The sequence below is a fragment of the Pseudomonas crudilactis genome (assembly GCF_013433315.1).
In the GTDB taxonomy this organism is placed as follows: Bacteria; Pseudomonadota; Gammaproteobacteria; order Pseudomonadales; family Pseudomonadaceae; genus Aquipseudomonas; species Aquipseudomonas crudilactis.
On sequence record NZ_WXVV01000022.1, the window covers coordinates 68,739 to 84,520 of the forward strand.

Annotated in this window: 19 protein-coding genes; all 19 read left to right on the forward strand. The window is 59.5% G+C overall.

Annotated elements, in window-relative coordinates; genetic code table 11:
• Nucleotides 1–9: 9 nt before the first annotated feature.
• Complete coding sequence (locus GTU76_RS22395; protein ID WP_175555208.1) at nucleotides 10–342, forward strand: phage baseplate protein; 333 nt, start codon at nucleotides 10–12, stop codon at nucleotides 340–342.
• The gene (locus GTU76_RS22400) at nucleotides 339–1,334 is read left to right on the forward strand and encodes a baseplate J/gp47 family protein (protein WP_180699610.1); all 996 of its coding nucleotides are present in this window, start codon (nucleotides 339–341) and stop codon (nucleotides 1,332–1,334) included. The genes GTU76_RS22395 and GTU76_RS22400 overlap by 4 nt, the downstream gene beginning before the upstream one ends.
• Nucleotides 1,331–1,966, forward strand: coding sequence for a phage tail protein I (locus GTU76_RS22405; RefSeq protein ID WP_180699611.1), 636 nt, complete (start codon nucleotides 1,331–1,333; stop codon nucleotides 1,964–1,966). The genes GTU76_RS22400 and GTU76_RS22405 overlap by 4 nt, the downstream gene beginning before the upstream one ends.
• Nucleotides 1,967–4,738 carry a phage tail-collar fiber domain-containing protein gene (locus tag GTU76_RS22410; protein ID WP_180699612.1) on the forward strand — a complete coding sequence of 924 codons (2,772 nt, stop codon included), beginning with the start codon at nucleotides 1,967–1,969 and terminating at the stop codon, nucleotides 4,736–4,738. It begins immediately after the preceding gene.
• A gap of 9 nt (nucleotides 4,739–4,747) precedes the next feature.
• Entirely contained in the window at nucleotides 4,748–5,257 is a 510-nt protein-coding gene (locus GTU76_RS22415; RefSeq protein ID WP_016985059.1) for a DUF4376 domain-containing protein, read from the forward strand.
• 220 nt (nucleotides 5,258–5,477) lie between these two features.
• Nucleotides 5,478–5,765 carry a phage tail protein gene (locus GTU76_RS22420; RefSeq protein WP_246376106.1) on the forward strand — a complete coding sequence of 96 codons (288 nt, stop codon included), beginning with the start codon at nucleotides 5,478–5,480 and terminating at the stop codon, nucleotides 5,763–5,765.
• A gap of 99 nt (nucleotides 5,766–5,864) precedes the next feature.
• Nucleotides 5,865–6,050 carry a hypothetical protein gene (locus tag GTU76_RS22425; protein ID WP_016985057.1) on the forward strand — a complete coding sequence of 62 codons (186 nt, stop codon included), beginning with the start codon at nucleotides 5,865–5,867 and terminating at the stop codon, nucleotides 6,048–6,050.
• Between the two features lie 2 nt (nucleotides 6,051–6,052).
• Nucleotides 6,053–7,219: a phage tail sheath protein gene (locus GTU76_RS22430; protein WP_034154903.1), complete on the forward strand. Its 1,167-nt coding sequence runs from the start codon at nucleotides 6,053–6,055 to the stop codon at nucleotides 7,217–7,219.
• Nucleotides 7,219–7,725 carry a phage major tail tube protein gene (locus GTU76_RS22435; RefSeq protein ID WP_016985055.1) on the forward strand — a complete coding sequence of 169 codons (507 nt, stop codon included), beginning with the start codon at nucleotides 7,219–7,221 and terminating at the stop codon, nucleotides 7,723–7,725. Before GTU76_RS22430 ends, GTU76_RS22435 begins: the two co-directional genes overlap by 1 nt.
• A gap of 179 nt (nucleotides 7,726–7,904) precedes the next feature.
• On the forward strand, nucleotides 7,905–8,486 hold the full coding sequence (locus GTU76_RS22440; RefSeq protein ID WP_175555203.1) for a phage tail assembly protein: 582 nt from the start codon (nucleotides 7,905–7,907) through the stop codon (nucleotides 8,484–8,486).
• Between the two features lie 153 nt (nucleotides 8,487–8,639).
• Nucleotides 8,640–11,003, forward strand: coding sequence for a phage tail tape measure protein (locus tag GTU76_RS22445; RefSeq protein ID WP_246376108.1), 2,364 nt, complete (start codon nucleotides 8,640–8,642; stop codon nucleotides 11,001–11,003).
• Nucleotides 11,003–11,386, forward strand: coding sequence for a phage tail protein (locus GTU76_RS22450; RefSeq protein ID WP_016985052.1), 384 nt, complete (start codon nucleotides 11,003–11,005; stop codon nucleotides 11,384–11,386). The genes GTU76_RS22445 and GTU76_RS22450 overlap by 1 nt, the downstream gene beginning before the upstream one ends.
• Nucleotides 11,379–11,591 (forward strand): tail protein X, encoded by a 213-nt coding sequence (locus tag GTU76_RS22455; protein WP_064393145.1) that lies wholly within the window; start codon nucleotides 11,379–11,381, stop codon nucleotides 11,589–11,591. Before GTU76_RS22450 ends, GTU76_RS22455 begins: the two co-directional genes overlap by 8 nt.
• A 9-nt stretch (nucleotides 11,592–11,600) precedes the next feature.
• Nucleotides 11,601–12,626 (forward strand): phage late control D family protein, encoded by a 1,026-nt coding sequence (locus GTU76_RS22460; RefSeq protein WP_180699614.1) that lies wholly within the window; start codon nucleotides 11,601–11,603, stop codon nucleotides 12,624–12,626.
• 150 nt (nucleotides 12,627–12,776) lie between these two features.
• Entirely contained in the window at nucleotides 12,777–13,361 is a 585-nt protein-coding gene (locus GTU76_RS22465) for a phage tail terminator protein (RefSeq protein ID WP_180699615.1), read from the forward strand.
• The gene (locus GTU76_RS22470; protein ID WP_007908782.1) at nucleotides 13,358–13,537 is read left to right on the forward strand and encodes a DUF2635 domain-containing protein; all 180 of its coding nucleotides are present in this window, start codon (nucleotides 13,358–13,360) and stop codon (nucleotides 13,535–13,537) included. Before GTU76_RS22465 ends, GTU76_RS22470 begins: the two co-directional genes overlap by 4 nt.
• Nucleotides 13,537–15,033, forward strand: a complete 1,497-nt coding sequence (locus GTU76_RS22475) for a phage tail sheath subtilisin-like domain-containing protein (protein ID WP_180699616.1) — start codon at nucleotides 13,537–13,539, stop codon at nucleotides 15,031–15,033. Before GTU76_RS22470 ends, GTU76_RS22475 begins: the two co-directional genes overlap by 1 nt.
• A gap of 67 nt (nucleotides 15,034–15,100) precedes the next feature.
• Nucleotides 15,101–15,448 carry a phage tail tube protein gene (locus GTU76_RS22480; RefSeq protein WP_007908779.1) on the forward strand — a complete coding sequence of 116 codons (348 nt, stop codon included), beginning with the start codon at nucleotides 15,101–15,103 and terminating at the stop codon, nucleotides 15,446–15,448.
• A complete protein-coding gene (locus GTU76_RS22485; RefSeq protein ID WP_007908778.1) occupies nucleotides 15,445–15,741 on the forward strand; it encodes a phage tail assembly protein in 297 nt (98 codons plus the stop codon). The genes GTU76_RS22480 and GTU76_RS22485 overlap by 4 nt, the downstream gene beginning before the upstream one ends.
• The last annotated feature ends 41 nt before the right edge of the window (nucleotides 15,742–15,782 follow it).

Below are 15,782 nucleotides of genomic sequence, written 5' to 3' on the forward strand. Positions count from 1 at the left end.
GAGCCTCCCATGATCGGAATCGATAGAGACAGCGGGACCACGGTCGACGACTGGCTGCAGTTTGTGCAGCGTGCGACCCGGGCCCTGACTACGCCGCTGGGCACCCGGCAAAAAAGGCCCCTGTATGGCTCGTTGATCCCCTCGCTGCTGGGGCAGAACCTCGGCGACGACGTCCTGCTTCTGGCCCAGAGCCATGCGGCGCAGGCGTTCTATAACGCGCAGAACGGGATCAGCGATTTTCAGCCGCAAGTGATCGTCGCCAGCCGTCAGGGCGCCGGTCTGCTGTTGCGCTTCGCCGGCACCTGGAAAAACCGTCAACAAACCTTCGAGGTCGTGACATGAGCATGTTGATCCCCGGCCAGAACCAATTGGCCGAACCCGCGCTGATTACCGTCGAGGCTTTCGAAGATCTGCTCGCCGAGTTCAAGACTTTCGTCATCGAATACGTCGGTGCGCGCTCGCCGGACAGCGCCGCAAAACTCAAGACCAGCCTGGAAAACGAGAGTGAACTGCTGACCCTGGCGCTTGAGGCTTTCTGCGTGCGGCTGCAAACCCACGAGCGCAAATACAACGCCCGCATCAAACAGATGCTGGCGTGGTGGGCGACGGGCAGCAACCTCGATGCGCGGCTGGCGGACATGGGGCTTGAGCGGCAGTTGCTCGATCCGGGCGACCCGGCGGCATTCCCGCCGGTGCCGGCGATTTATGAAAGCGACGAAGACGCTCGCCTGCGTTATTACCTGGCGCCGCATGCGCCGGCAGCCGGTTCGCGGATGCAGTATCGCCGCGAGGTCTTCACCCTCGGCGAGCGCCCAACGGTGCAGGTCGAATCCACCGAGGCAGGTGTGGTGAATGTCACTTACACCTTCAACCCGGATGGCCTTGCTGCACAGGTCAAAGATGGTAACGGTCGACGCACCGCGTCGGGCGAAGTGCAGGTTACTGTGCTGTCCCGCGACGGCGATGGCACGCCTTCCGCAGCATTGCTTGAGGGCGTTCGTCAGCACTTCGCGCGGCCTGATGTACGACCGGAAACGGACCTTGTTACGGTCAAGGCTGCTGACATTCAGCGCTACAAGATTCGCGTTGTCGCCAAAATCAATTCCGGCCCGGATTCGGGCCTGACCAAAGTCGCCGCGCAGCAACAATTGCAGGCTTACGCCGACAGTTGCCATCGCCTCGAAGGTCGGGTCGATCCGAGCTGGATCGACTACACGCTGCACAGCGCCGGTGCCGTGCAACTGCAGATTCTTGAACCGCTGGCGCCGATCGTGACCACGGCGTTTCAAGCGCCGTATTGCACGGCGGTCGAGGTTGAGGTGCTGACGCTATGAGTAAAAAAACTCAGCGCCCAACGCTGCTGCCGGCCAACAGTTCGGCACTCGAACGAGGTCTGGATCTGGGCTTTGGCGCTTTGCTTGATCGCATCGCACCGCCGTTCCCGGAACTGATGAACCCCGCAGAAACCCCGGTTGCCTTTCTGCCGTATCTGGCAGCGGATCGCGGTGTTGCCGAATGGAGCACCGCTGCACCGGAAGCGGAAAAACGCCTGACCGTTGAACTGGCCTGGCCCACCGCGCGCCAGGCTGGCACCCGCAAGGCGCTGGAAAACGCCGCCAAGGGTTTGCAACTACGCCCGGAAATCCGCGCCTGGTACGAACAGACGCCGCCCGGTGCGCCTTACAGCTTTTCCGTACGAGCCTTCAGCGACCAACCCTACAGCGAAGAAATCGACGCCCGTCTCGACCGACGCCTGGCGGATGCCAAGAGCGAACGCGATGTGCTGACGGTCTCGGTCGGCTTGAGCGCTTTCGGCAATCACGTCATCGGCGCCGCGACGTTCTGCGGCGAACTGACCACGGTTTATCCGGTGTTCATCGAAGGGCTGGAAACCTCGGGAGAGGCGTTCATGGCTGCCGGCATGTACACCGTCGAAACATCCACTATTTATCCTCAGGGGGCCTGAATGGCTGACTATTACACCCTGCTCACCAACGCAGGGATTGCCTACGAAACGGCGTGCAAGGCCGCGGGTACGCCGATCAAGTTGACGCAGATTTCCGTCGGCGATGGCGGCGGCTCGGTCTACAACCCGGCCGCGACCGCCACTGCGCTGAAACGCGAAGTCTGGCGCGGGCCGCTCAATGCGCTGTTCCAGGACGAGAAAAATCCGAGCTGGCTGCTCGCCGAAGTGACCATTCCGCCGGATGTTGGCGGCTGGTATGTGCGTGAAGCCGGGTTGTGGACTGACACTGGCGTTCTCTACGCCATCGTCAAATATCCGGAGTCGTTCAAACCGGTTCTGGCCACGTCGGGTTCGGGGAAAGAGTTCTACATTCGCTCGATTTTCGAGACGAGTAATGCGTCGCTGGTGACGTTGTTGATTGATGACACCGTGGTTAAAGCCACGCGTGCCTGGGTCATGAGTTACCTCGCCGAAGAACTCGGCAAGCTGGATGGTAAGCAGTCGGCGCGTGTTGCGGCATCCACCAACATCGTGTTGAGCGGTGCGCAGCAAATTGACGGTGTCGCAGTGATCGCTGGCGACCGCGTGCTTGTTGCGAACCAGACGCTGGCCAAGGACAACGGCCTGTGGATTGTCGCCAATGGTGACTGGGTGCGGGCGACCGATGCCAACAGCAGCGCCAAGGTCACGCCGGGACTTACGGTCATGGTCGAGGAGGGCACGGCGAATGGAGATTCGTTGTGGCATCTCACGACTAACGCGCCGATCACTTTGGGTACCACAGCGCTGACGTTCAAGATGCTGGCGGGGCGTACCGGGATTGCGGCCGGGACATACAAAAGTCTGACGGTTGATGAATATGGCCGCGCGACTGCCGGTGCGAACCCTGAAACGTTGGCCGGGTTTGGCATCAAGGATTCGTACACCAAGGCTGAAGTTGAAGCGTTGATTGCCAAGGCGTCGGCGTTGCCGGTGGGGTCGATTGTCGCGTTTCCGGTTGATTCGCCGCCGCCGGGTTTTCTGGAGCTGGATAACAGCGTCAAGAGCAGTGCGACGTATCCCGACCTGAGCGCTTATCTGGGCGGAAAGTTCAACAAGGGTGATGAAGGCGTTGGGAATTTCCGCTTGCCGGAGGCGCGTGGGGAATTCTTGCGTGGTTGGGATCATGGGCGAGGCGTAGACGCTAGCCGTGTGGTTGGCTCGACCCAAAAGGGTACGGTAACTACTTTCGACAGCAACCCGAATCCGAACCTCACGGTCGAGGTTGTGCAGGCATCGGTGGCGGCTGCACAGGCCGATGTATTCGTATCCACTGATTATCCTGGGGTAGCCAGGACGTACACGACTTCGGGGGTTGTTACCTCATCGATACTGGCGGATGGCGGAGTTGTGAGGCCGCGTAACATCGCCGTCATGTGGTGCATCAAAGCCTGGAACGCCCCGGTCAATCAGGGAACCATCGATGTCGCCGCGCTGGCCAAGGAAGTCGAACGGCTCAAATCCGCCGTTCCGATTGGCGCTGTTCTGGCATTCCCGACGGGTATTGTCGCACCCGGTTATCTGGAGCTGGACGGCAGTGTGCAGAGCATTGCGACTTATCCGGATCTGGCCGCCTATCTCGGTACCACGTACAACAAAGGCAATGAGGGCGCAGGTAACTTCCGATTGCCGGAATCACGCGGTGAGTTCCTGCGCGGCTGGGATCATGGGCGCGGTGTGGATGCGGGGCGGCAGATCGGAATTTATCAGGGAGACGAAGTAAAATCCCACTATCACGATGCCCTGTTCGCGACAGGTCCAGTAGGCGCTGGCTCCGTTCTGGGGATCACCAACTCGGCTGCCGGTGACAGGGTGGGAAGTGGTGCGCAATATGCGTCCAGCGGCGGCCCTCAAAGCTACATTGCCAGTACCGGAGGCGCTGAAACCCGCCCCCGCAACATCGCCGTCATGTGGTGCATCAAAGCCTGGAATGCACCGATCAATCAGGGAAGTATCGACATCGCTGCATTGGCTGCAGACATCAAAAGTTGGCGGCTCAACGGTTCCGAGGTCGGCGCAACTCGTAATTTGCGAGTATCGCTTCCAAGTGCCGCATCGGTTGCAACACTCACGGCTGATCAGTTGATTGTTGAGCAACCCGGTATCGCTCAATACAAATTGTCGAGCGTCAATCTATCTATAGATTTGACGACCATTGGTGCTGGTGGGATGGATGTCGGAGTTGCCCCGGCGCTCGGCAGTGTCGGGATTTACGTTATCTATAACCCTGTGCTGGGTATTGCCAAGCTGCTCGGCGTCAATGCGTCCTCGACGTTGATTCCTGAGGTTTATTCCGGCGCTTACATGCCGGCCGGATACACCGCAAGCGCGCTGGTCAGCGTTTGGCAAACCGACACCAATCGATTGATGGTTACCGGTGTCCAGCATCAACGCCTGATATCCATCCCCAGAGCGCAAGTCTTGTCTAACGGGGCGTCTTTGACATGGACTCCTGTTTCCCTGGCGTCGATTGTTCCGAAAAACGCAAAATCCGTCGGCGGGTATGTTCACTACATCAGCAGTGCTGAAAGCGCTGGGGGTGGTTATCTGGGACTTGCTTCTGATGCGGTGGGGACTGGATTAAAAACTGTCGGTATTGGCGGGATGCTGGGGTTGGGTGTTCTCGGTTCATTCTCCGACCTGGTAATGACCACGCCACAAACGATTCACTACATCCTGGACTCAATTTTGTCCCGAGCTAATTCCGTCCATATTTCCCAATACACGTTTTAGGGGATACCCATGTTGAGAGCGTACTCAAAAGAGGGAACAGCCTTTCGAGGTGTCGCCCCTGATTGGCCATTGGCAGAGGGTGAAATTCTTTTTGACCATGAACCCACTGAAAAAGAACTGGAAGACGCCTTTGGATTCGCTTCTGGCGAATTGGTAAAAAGCCGCCAGTTGACCTTGATTACTGCAGAACGATTCAGCCGAGAAGGTTCGGGAATCGTGGTCGAGGGTGTGACCATTGATACTTCCCGAGACAGCCAGTCGCTGATTGCTGGAATGGCCGTTTCTGCGATGTTGAACCCTGCTTATCAATGCAATTACAAGGCTGTGGACGGCTTTGTCGAACTGACTGCTTCGCAAATTCTTGCTGTAGCAACGGCTGTTCGATCTCATGTTCAGACTTGCTTTGACCGGGAAAGGGCTCTGTCGGAAAGCGTTGTTGTCGGCACCTACACCGATGCCATGCTCAAGGACGGTTGGCCAGACTCACCCCCAGTTACACCCACCTCAGCACTTCAATAAACGCCCCACACCGTGGGGCGTTTTCATATCTGGCCACCCAGGTGGGTGGTTTTAGAGTCATTACTTATCAAACAAGGAAGAACCTATGTTTTATTCACACTCCACTGGCGGTTTTTACGATCCCACCTTTCATACAGAAATTCCAAGCGATGCAGTTGAAATCTCTCAGGAGTACTGGAGGGAGTTACTGGACGGATTGTCCCTGGGCAAGATGATTGTCATGAATGATGAAAACTACCCAGTGCTGGTTGAACGGCCCGGCCCAACGCCTGAGCAACTGGAGGGGTATGAGCGTTCGTGGCGCAACCTGCAGATTGCAGCCACTGATCCCGTGGTCAACCGTCATCGCGACGAGGTGGACCGTTGGCCAACCCAGCTGACCCCGGCGCAATACATCGAGTTGCAAACGTATCGCCATGTGCTTCGTCTGTGGCCGGAGGGCGGTGAGTTGCCCTTGAGCGAACACCGCCCGGCAGCGCCGGAATGGCTCGCTAGCCTGCCTGAATAAAAACGCCCCGCACTGACGGGGCGTTTTCTTATCCGCTGATCAGCAACTGATAGCCCCTTGTTGAAACCAAGGGGCTTTTTCGTCTTTGGAGAAACCCGAATGGCAACCCGCCAAACCTACACCGTGCTCGTCCCATTCCCCACCGGCGGTGGGCACTGGTCGAGCATCGGTCAAGACCTTGATCTGCTCGACGTCGAGGCCAGTGCCTTGCACTTCGCCGGTCGACTGGAACTGAAAACCCCCTCCACCCAGGCCAAAAAGGCCGCTGCCAAGAAGGCTGACTGAATATGGCTGAGGTTCTGAACTTCGAGCACAACGGCATTACTGTCAATGCCACCGAATCCCCCGAGGCCATGGGTGGCCTGGGTGACAACGTCATCGGTCTGGTCGGCACTGCGCCGAAAGCCGATCCGCTGATTCCGCGTAACGCACCGTTCCGCATCAACAGCTTCACCACCCACGCGCTGCTCGATCCGACCGGTTCCGAAGAGGGCACCCTGTACCACGCGGTTTATCAGATCCTCAAAGTGGTCAAGGTGCCGGTTTACGTGGTGATCGTCGAAGCGGGCGCTACCCCGGCTGACACCGTCAACAACGTGATCGGCGGCGTTGATCCGCTGACTGGTCGCAAGCTCGGTCTGGCGGCGCTGGGCAGTGTCCCGGAAGACCTGACCATCATCGGCGCGCCGGGCTTCACCGGCACCAAAGCGGTGGCCAGCGAGTTCGCCTCGTTCGGCAAGCGCATCAAGGCCCGTGTGGTGCTGGATGGCAAGGACGCCTCGGTCGCTGATCAAGTGCTGTACAGCCAGGAACTCGGCGGCGCCGATCTTGGTTTCGACCGCTGCCTGGTGGTGCACAATATGCCGGCCGTGTACTCGAAAGCGGCGAAGAAAAACGTCTTCCTGTCGCCGTCCAGCCTGGCGATTGCCGCACTGGCCAAGGTCAAGCAGTGGGAGAGCCCGGGCAATCAGGTGACCTACGCCGAGGACGTTTCGCGGGTCGTTGAATACAACATCCTCGACACCTCCACCGAAGGCGATCTGCTCAACCGCTACGGCGTCAGCTACTACGCCCGCACCGTGCTCGGCGGTTTCTCGCTGCTGGGTAACCGTTCGATCACCGGCAAGTTCATCAGCTATGTCGGCCTCGAAGATGCGATCAGCCGCAAGCTGGTCAAGGCCGGCCAGAAAGCCATGGCCAAGAACCTCACCAAGTCCTTCATGGATCAAGAGGTCAAGCGCATCAACGACTGGCTGCAAACCCTGGTCGCCGACGAAACCATCCCTGGCGGCAGCGTCTATCTGCACCCGGAACTGAACAGCGTCGAGAAGTACAAGAACGGCACCTGGTACGTGGTTATCGACTACGGCCGCTACGCGCCGAACGAACACATGGTTTATCAACTCAACGCCCGCGATGAAATCATCGAGCAGTTCCTGGAGGACGTTCTCTAATGTTTACCAACCGCGTAAGACAGGCCATCGCGGCCACCCTGCAAGGCCTGCCGTTGTCGGCGACCGTTGAAGAATTCACCCCGCCGAAGATCGAATTCGATGTGGAAGAGATGCGTGGCGGCCGCTTCATCGTCGAGGAAATGGCCAAGGGCGGCAAAGCGCTCAACGCCAAGCTGACCCTGCAAGGTCTCGGCGCCGAGGTCATGCTGGCACTGGGTGTGAAGCTGGGCGACGACATCCTGCTGAACGTGCGTGAAGCCGGTCAGGATCAGGACGGCAACACTTGGTTCACCTACCACACCGTCGGCGGCAAGCTGAAATCCCTCGAAGAAACCGCCGTGAAAATGGGTGAAAAACCCAAGACCAATCTGGAGCTGTCCTGCCGCACCTACAACCGCCTGGAAAACGGCGTGCCGGTGATCGACATCGACGTGCGCACCCAGAAGTTCGTGCTCAACGGCGTCGACATCCTCGGTGATGCGCGGCGTGCGGTGCTGATGCCGTAATCCCGGTTTACAGGCAATCATAAAAAACCCTGTGGGAGCGAGCTTGCTCGCGAAGCCTTTGGCACATGCAACATCAATGTGACTGAACCACCGCTTTCGCGAGCAAGCTCGCTCCCACAGTGGGCCAGTGTGACTGGCAGAAATTGAGTAACCCCCAAGAATCACCAAGGAATTCATACATGTCGTGGATGCCACCCCAGCATGACCTGTTGTCGCCGATCACCGGCGACGACGGTTCGCAGATCGAAACGATCCAGCTCAAGCCACTGTTCTACGCCGCGCAAAAAGAAGCGCTGGAACGCGCCGGCGATGACGAAGACGATCAGTTCTTCGAACTGGCCCTGCTCGCCACCGGCCTGTCGGTCAAGGAACTCGACCAGCTCAAGCGCCCGGACTACGTGAGCATCGCCCAGTACGTGCATGAGATGTCGACCCAGCCTGCGTCGTACTTTCTCGAGCAGGTCGAAGACGCGGAAAAATCCGCCGATCCCGATCAGATCCAGCTGCTGCAACCGCTCGCCGTGACCGGCCGCACCGTGACCTCGCTGAGCCTGGAAATGCCCGTGCTGCGCGCCACCAAAGTGATGAAGAAACTGAAAACGGCCAAGGAACGCGCCGAGTTCATCACCGCCCATTGCACCGGCCTGATGATCCCCGATCTGGCCCTGATGACTGTTCCGGACTGGACTCAATTGCAGGTGCGCATCGACGATTTTTTAAACCAGCCGGCGGCCTACTTTCGGAACGCGATATCGAAGTAATCCTCGATATCGTCCCGCTCATTTACCCGGTAAGTGAAGCGGAGATTCTGGAATGGGACGCCGAAAAGGCGTTGCGCCGCTACGACATAGCGATCACTCGCCTTGGCGTAAAACAGGAGTAGAGCGGCAATGGCAGAAACAAGGTATTCGCCAATGCTGGCCAGCGCGAACAGCAGCGTCGGGTTCAGCAACACTGGCTTGGCAGGTGAGAAGTTCACATTCGACGTTATCGCCAATCCACTGGCGGAGTTGAAGCTCGCGGTCGTGACCGCCAGTCAGGACATCCGGTTATTGATCAAGGAGCAGATCAAGCTTCGGGAAGTCATGGTCGCGCTGCAATCGCTGTCGAAGGCCGGTTCGCCAACGTCGGCGCCAGTAAGTGCGCCGAAGTCAAAACTCACGGCCGAGATCGAACAGCGTCAGCCTCCCGCGTTTCTGCAGTCGACCATGGCGCTTCAAACGGCCATGGCCAGGCTAAAACAAGTGCCGGGCATGGACGGCGATCTCAAGAGCATGGCGATCGCCAACCTGGCAATGGCCGGTGAAAAAACGGTGGCGGGCAGTGGTGCGACTGCGGTTAGCCTGGCCGAGGTCGAATATGCAGCGGGCAAATCCGGGGTAGGTGCCAATCTCACTGGCGACGCCAAGGAACAGGAACTGCTGGATTTCGGCCGTGATGCCGCCACGAACGCGACAGCGTTTGGCATTGAACTGAAAGCCGCTGGAGAAATGCTGACGGTCTGGAGAACCTCGCTCAAGCTCGATCGCGCGCAGGCTCAAAGCTTGGCCGACGCCAGTATTCATCTCGGGAAGAATTCGCTGAAAGCGACCGCAGCCGACATTGGCTCGGTGGTACAGAGCTCTGGCGAAACAGGAGTCGCGGCGGGTATTGCACCTGAGCAACTGGCTGCTCTTGCGGCCGCTTTGCTCAACGCAGATGTGGGCACGTCTGGCGCCGCTACATCGGTGAAAAGCATCAGCGCTGCGCTGGCCAAAGGTGCCAAAGGCTCGGTCGCCGAGCGTGCCGCCTGGGCAACACTTGGACTCCAGCCGGACAAGCTCACCGAGGATGTACCGCAAACCGTTTTCAAAGCGCTCGAGGCTCTCAAACAAAAGTCGGTGAGCCAACAATCGGCACTGATCAAGACATTGTTCAACGGTGACGAAGGCGTCAGCAAACTGCTGGAGAAACCGCAGGATGTCGACAAGACATTTGCGTTGCTGACCGCGAGAAAACCGCTAGATCCACAGACCGAGTTGCTGAAGACGCTGTCGACCGGCAGCGACGGTTTGCATCAGTTGATGGCGAAACCTGCTGAAACGACGTTCTCGCCGGTTCCCCTTCAAGGACCGACCCACAGCACCGAGCCGCAATACAAAGGTGCGGTGCAGAGGTCAGCCGATCCGGCTGGCGGCAGTCCTCAGCAAAGCTGGAACGCTTACGACGCCAGTAGAAACCGTTTGGCGACAGCGGTCGCTCCGGATGCGCAAACGCTGGACTCGCTCACCAATACATTGAACTGGGCGGCGGAAAAAGCCGAGGCGAACCCGAAAGTCGCCACGTCTCTGACTATTGCGGCGGCGGGGCTTACGGCGTTTGTGGGGGCGTTGCTTACAAAGGTCGCCGACAATTTCGTTGGCAAGCTTGTGAAGGGCATCGCAACGAAACTGCCGAAGGGACTTGGCAAATGGATTGCGGATATCGATGTTGCCGGCGATAGCGGTAAACCCGTTGAAAACTCGACTTTTGATGAACCCGATCCGAAAAAGCCCACCCAGAGAAAGGGTGGAGGCCTGAAACCACGCAGGGTGAGCCTCGGTTCTTTGAACAAGCGAAAGAGCCATCAACCACTGATTGGTTCCGGCAGCTCTGCAGCTCGCAATCCTCTCATTCGCCAGACCTCAGCGTGGCCCGCAAGCATGACGGCATTCGCCGGCTCATCGGGCGCCAGCCCAATGCCCGCTGCGCGGCTGTCCGGCTCCTACGCCAAGGCCGGCGCGCTGCTGGCCAAAAAAGCGCCGCCGCTGCGCTTGCTCAGCGCAGGTTATGAACTGGTCAATGGTGTGATGCACGGGGACACGCGTTCAGTGGTGTCATCCGGTGCTTCGTTGGCCGGGTCTTCAGCGGGCGCCGCTGTCGGTGCCGCGCTTGGCACGCTGATTCTGCCTGGCGTGGGTACTGCAATTGGCGGGTGGCTCGGAAGCATGGCGGGGGGAGCCATCGGTGAGTCGCTGGGCGACAAACTGGGGACCCAAGCCGATCGTCTCGGCGCGCCTGCTCAGGTCAGCAAGGACCTGATCGCGACCTCGGCGACCTCCGCGATCCCGGCCACCACAGCCGCCAGCCAGCCTGTCACGTTCAACTCAACGATTCAGATCAATGGCCAGGATCTGGCCAGCGCCCAGGCGCTCGCCAATCTGGTGGTACAAACAACCATGGGGCAGTTGGGTCAGATCATGCCAACCAATCCCCTCGCCACCCGCCGTGACGCAGCCCTGACCGATGGAGCCGCCTGATGAAACAACAAATGGCATTAGGCAGCTTCATCTTCGGCCTCTCGCGCCAATTTGCGTACCACTCGTTGTTGCGCAAGTCCGATGGCGGCTGGAGCGAAATACAGATCCTCACCAGCAAACCGAAATCCAGCCAGACCGGCCAGAAGCCGGAAACCCTGACCATCACCGGCAAGTCGATGTACGCCGTGGCCATGGATCGGCTGGATGAATTGCGCGCCTTGCAGGCACTGCGCATACCGCTGCCATTGATTGACGGCATCGGTCGCAATTGGGGTCTGTGGCGGATCAACAACGTTCAGGAAACCCAGACCCAGATCATCGATGACGGTACGGCGATGGTCGTCGATTGGGTCATCGAATTGGCGGAGTTCAACAATGCGTAAGGTTCGAAGCGTGGCCGGTGATTCGGTGAATCTGCTGCTCTACCGCGAAACCGGGCGCAGCGACGATGCCGCTGAAGAAGCCCTGTGGAAACTCAACCCGACCCTGGCTGAACACGGCCCGGTTCTGCCCGCTGGCATCTGGGTCGTGCTGCCTGAACTCGACAGCAAACCCGCCGCGATCAAAGCGCTCACGGCTTGGGATTAAGGAGGTTGTATGGCATTGGGTTTTACCCCGGTCGTGCAGATTTATGGCGCAAACGCGGATCTGCTCAACCAGCGTCTGATCAGTTGGGAACACATTGATGCCGCCGGTATCGAGTCGGATCAACTGACCCTGACCATTGATCTGGAAGGCCTCGAAGGGCTGCCAAATCTGGGCGGGAAAATCGGCCTGCTGGTGGGTTACCTGGAAATGGAAGAGATGGTCGACAAGGGCCAGTTCAAAGTCACTCGCCTGACACCGACGCTGTTTCCGTTGCGCCTGACCCTGGTGGCCACTGCAGCGCCTTTCAGCAAGGATGACGAGACCGGCTTCAAGCAGCGTCGCACCGCCAGTCATGGACCGACGACGCTCGGTCAACTGTTTAGCAAACTGGTGTCGCAACACGGATTTTCATCGCGTGTCGCTGCGGACGTGTCGATGATCAAGATCGCCCACGTCGACCAGTCCAATGAAACCGATATGGGCTTTCTGACGCGGCTGGCGAAGAAGTACAACCTGGTCGCCAAACCTTATGGCGATGCGTATGTGCTGGCGCGGCCTGGGCAGGTCAAATCCATCTCGGGGCAGAAACTGCAGGATGTGACGTTGTCGGTCACCCACGACAATCGTCCCGGCGATCACGCCTTCATCAGCGCCACGCTGGAAGAGGCCGCCCGCGAACAGGCCAAGGGCTGCAAGACCTGTTTTGTCGATGCGGTTACAGGCGTTTTGCATTGGGTCGAGACGGGACTTGCGCCGTTCAAGACCATCCGCCAGAAGCAACCCAATGAAGCCGACGCCATTGCCGTGGGCGAAGGCGAAGTGCGCAAAATGCTCCGGCAAAAGTACAAGGTGAAGCTCACCTGCCCCGGCGATCCGCGACTGGCCGCTGAAGGCCTGGTGCTGCTCGATGATACCTGGCCGGATTTCATGCGCGGACGCTGGTCGATCGACAAGGTCACCGCCAGCGGCAATCGCGAGAACAGCTATCGCTGCCTGATCGATGCCAGCTGCCTCGATCCAAAGGCTGAAGACTGATCTCTCAACACCACAAATCCCTTGTAGGAGTGAGCCTGCTCGCGATTGCGGTGTGTCAGTCACCATCGATTCTGACTGTAAGTCCGCTATCGCGAGCAAGCTCACTCCTACATGAGTCCTGCGGTAACTCCCACTATTTGGAACACCCCCATGAAGATCACCCCGATCCTCACGCAACTGCGTGGGCAATGCCCTGGCCTTGCCAATCACATTTCGGTGGGTGTCGATCTGGCGCTGCTACAAGGCAACCCGGATCTGCCGACACCCTCGGCCCACGTGCTGCCACTGGCTGACTTGGCGAGTGAAAGCACCACCCAAAACCTCACCACCCAACCGATCCGCGACCGCTTCGAAATCGTCCTGGCGCTTGACGCAACCGACGCTACAAAAGCGCTGGATCTGTTGCACGACCTGCGCGCCGAACTGTGGCGCGCGCTGGTGGGGTTCAAGCCGGACAACGACTACAGCGCCATCGTCTATGACGGCGGCGAAATGGTCTCGATCAACAGCAGCCGCGCCTTCTACCGGCTGCGTTTTTTTGCCGAGTTCCAGCTCGGCCGCAATCTGCCAAGTCAGCCTGCGGAGAGTTGGCACGAACGTGAACTGGACGGTTTGTCGTCCTTTACCGGGGCCACCGTGCGGGTCGATGCGATCGACCCGGCCGACCCCAACCTGAAACGCCCGGGCCCCGATGGGCGCGTGGAAATGACTTTCTCTGGAGACGTAACCCCATGAGCAATCGCATCACCGTACTGCCGGCCGAAGGCCGTGTCGTACCTGACCCAGAGGCGGGCGATCTGCTGCCGCTGGAAGGCCGTGAAGTGCTGGACAGCGCCTGGTGGCGCCGACGTCTGGCCGACGGCGATATCACCCTCAAAACCGCACCAGCCAAACAAAAGGGAGCCAAATAATGGCGATCGGATTCAGCAACATCCCCGCGGACATTCGTGTACCGCTGTTCTATGCCGAAATGGACAACTCGGCCGCCAATAGCGCGAGTTCGACCCTGCGTCGTTTGATCGTCGCTCAGGTCAACGACAACATTGCCCCGACCGAAGTCGGCAAACTGGTTTTGGTCTCCAGCGTTGCGCTGGCCAAGAGCATCGGCGGCCAAGGCTCGATGCTCGCCTCGATGTACGAGACCTTCCGCAAGGCCGACCCGATCGGTGAGATCTGGTGCCTGCCGCTGCACAACGCCGAAGGCGCGATCGCCAAAGGCGTGCTGACCCTGACCGGCACCGCCACTCAGGCTGGCGTGCTCAATCTGTATGTCGGCGGCGTGCGTGTGCAAGCCACTGTGGTCAACGGTGCCACTGCGGCACAAGCGGCCACCGCCCTGGCGCAGAAAATCAACGCTACCGCCGACCTGCCGGTGAGCGCTGCGGCTGCCGAAGGTGTGGTCACCCTGAACGCCAAATGGACGGGCGACAGCGGTAACGACATCAGCCTGCAATTCAATCGCCTGGGCAAGAGCAACGGCGAAGACACCCCGGTCGGCCTGACCACTGCGATCACTGCCATGACCGGCGGCGCCGGCGTGCCGGATCAGGTTGACGCGATTGCCGCACTGGGTGACGAGCCGTTCGAATTCATCGCACTGCCATGGTCCGATCTGTCGACGCTCAACACCTGGCAAGCGGTCATGGACGACAGCACCGGTCGCTGGTCGTGGGCCAAGCAACTGTTCGGTCACGTCTACAGCGCCAAACGCGGCACTGTCGGCACTCTGGTTGCTGCCGGCCAGGCACGCAATGACCAGCACATGACCATTCAGGCGCTGGAACCGGGCGTTCCGCAACCGTTCTGGGTGCAAGCTGCCGCACTGGCTGCACGCACCGCGGTGTTCATCTCCGCCGATGCCAGCCGTCCGACCCAAAGCGGCAGCCTGCCGGGCGTTGATCCGGCGCCGGCCAGCGAACGCTTCACCCTGACCGAGCGTCAGTCGCTGCTCAACTACGGCATTGCCACTGCGTACTACGAAGGCGGTTACGTGCGCATCCAGCGCTCGATCACTACCTACCAGAAAAACGCTTACGGCCAGGCCGACAACTCCTACCTGGACAGCGAAACCATGCACCAGTCGGCGTTCATCGTGCGCCGTCTGCAAAGCGTGATCACCAGCAAATACGGTCGCCACAAACTGGCTTCCGACGGCACCCGTTTCGGCGCCGGCCAACCGATCGTGACGCCAGCGACCATTCGCGGTGAGCTGATCGCGCAGTACGCCAAGCTCGAACTGGAAGGTCATGTGGAGAACGCCGAGCTGTTCGCCGAGCACCTGATCGTCGAGCGCGACGTGCAGGACCCGAGCCGCGTGAACGTGCTGTTCCCGCCGGATTACATCAACGGTCTGCGTGTGTTCGCGCTGCTCAACCAATTCCGTCTGCAGTACGACGACGCGGCTTGATCCGCGCGTTTGACGGCAAGTTTTCAGCCCACCGCGCGTGGGCTTTTTTATTCAAGGGAGTAACACCATGGGTCAACTGATTGCAGGCACCTGCTACGTCAAAGTCGACGGCGCACAACTGACCATCAATGGCGGCTGCGAAGCCCCGCTGATGGCGGTCAAACGCGAAACCGTCGTACCCGGCTTCTACAAGGAAACCGACATCGCGCCGTCGTTCAAAGTGACCGCGCTGCACACCGCCGACTTCCCGCTGAAGAAGCTGATCGAAGGCACCGATATCACCGTCACTTGCGAATTCAGCAACGGCAAAGTCTACGTGCTGGCCGGTGCGTATCTGGTTGAAGAACCGGTCTCCAAAGGCGATGACGCCACCATCGAACTGAAATTCGAAGGCATCAAGGGGACCTGGCAATGAGCGGCGCCGTGAAGCTTCAGGTTGCGATCGAAGCTCACGGCGAGCCCCTGACCGAACTCGTCCTGCGCCGTCCGACGGTGCAGGAGGTGCGAGCGATCAAGGCGCTGCCGTACAAGATCGACAAGAGCGAAGAAGTCAGCCTCGACATGGACGTGGCGGCCAAATACATCGCCGTGTGCGCCGGCATTCCGCCGTCGTCGGTCAACCAGTTGGACCTGGCTGACCTCAATGCGCTGAGCTGGGCCGTTGCGAGTTTTTTCATGAGTGCGGCGTCGGCGCCATCACCGACCTGATTGCCGTCGCCTATGACCTGGCCTGGTTCTGGAAGGTTGAC

What these genes read in the sequence shown, in the direction of transcription:
- GTU76_RS22395 (WP_175555208.1), top strand. Translation starts at nt 10, where the DNA reads ATGATCGGAATCGATAGAGACAGCGGGACCACGGTCGACGACTGGCTG.
- GTU76_RS22400 (WP_180699610.1), top strand. Translation starts at nt 339, where the DNA reads ATGAGCATGTTGATCCCCGGCCAGAACCAATTGGCCGAACCCGCGCTG.
- GTU76_RS22405 (WP_180699611.1), top strand. Translation starts at nt 1,331, where the DNA reads ATGAGTAAAAAAACTCAGCGCCCAACGCTGCTGCCGGCCAACAGTTCG.
- GTU76_RS22410 (WP_180699612.1), top strand. Translation starts at nt 1,967, where the DNA reads ATGGCTGACTATTACACCCTGCTCACCAACGCAGGGATTGCCTACGAA.
- GTU76_RS22415 (WP_016985059.1), top strand. Translation starts at nt 4,748, where the DNA reads ATGTTGAGAGCGTACTCAAAAGAGGGAACAGCCTTTCGAGGTGTCGCC.
- GTU76_RS22420 (WP_246376106.1), top strand. Translation starts at nt 5,478, where the DNA reads ATGAATGATGAAAACTACCCAGTGCTGGTTGAACGGCCCGGCCCAACG.
- GTU76_RS22425 (WP_016985057.1), top strand. Translation starts at nt 5,865, where the DNA reads ATGGCAACCCGCCAAACCTACACCGTGCTCGTCCCATTCCCCACCGGC.
- GTU76_RS22430 (WP_034154903.1), top strand. Translation starts at nt 6,053, where the DNA reads ATGGCTGAGGTTCTGAACTTCGAGCACAACGGCATTACTGTCAATGCC.
- GTU76_RS22435 (WP_016985055.1), top strand. Translation starts at nt 7,219, where the DNA reads ATGTTTACCAACCGCGTAAGACAGGCCATCGCGGCCACCCTGCAAGGC.
- GTU76_RS22440 (WP_175555203.1), top strand. Translation starts at nt 7,905, where the DNA reads ATGTCGTGGATGCCACCCCAGCATGACCTGTTGTCGCCGATCACCGGC.
- GTU76_RS22445 (WP_246376108.1), top strand. Translation starts at nt 8,640, where the DNA reads ATGCTGGCCAGCGCGAACAGCAGCGTCGGGTTCAGCAACACTGGCTTG.
- GTU76_RS22450 (WP_016985052.1), top strand. Translation starts at nt 11,003, where the DNA reads ATGAAACAACAAATGGCATTAGGCAGCTTCATCTTCGGCCTCTCGCGC.
- GTU76_RS22455 (WP_064393145.1), top strand. Translation starts at nt 11,379, where the DNA reads ATGCGTAAGGTTCGAAGCGTGGCCGGTGATTCGGTGAATCTGCTGCTC.
- GTU76_RS22460 (WP_180699614.1), top strand. Translation starts at nt 11,601, where the DNA reads ATGGCATTGGGTTTTACCCCGGTCGTGCAGATTTATGGCGCAAACGCG.
- GTU76_RS22465 (WP_180699615.1), top strand. Translation starts at nt 12,777, where the DNA reads ATGAAGATCACCCCGATCCTCACGCAACTGCGTGGGCAATGCCCTGGC.
- GTU76_RS22470 (WP_007908782.1), top strand. Translation starts at nt 13,358, where the DNA reads ATGAGCAATCGCATCACCGTACTGCCGGCCGAAGGCCGTGTCGTACCT.
- GTU76_RS22475 (WP_180699616.1), top strand. Translation starts at nt 13,537, where the DNA reads ATGGCGATCGGATTCAGCAACATCCCCGCGGACATTCGTGTACCGCTG.
- GTU76_RS22480 (WP_007908779.1), top strand. Translation starts at nt 15,101, where the DNA reads ATGGGTCAACTGATTGCAGGCACCTGCTACGTCAAAGTCGACGGCGCA.
- GTU76_RS22485 (WP_007908778.1), top strand. Translation starts at nt 15,445, where the DNA reads ATGAGCGGCGCCGTGAAGCTTCAGGTTGCGATCGAAGCTCACGGCGAG.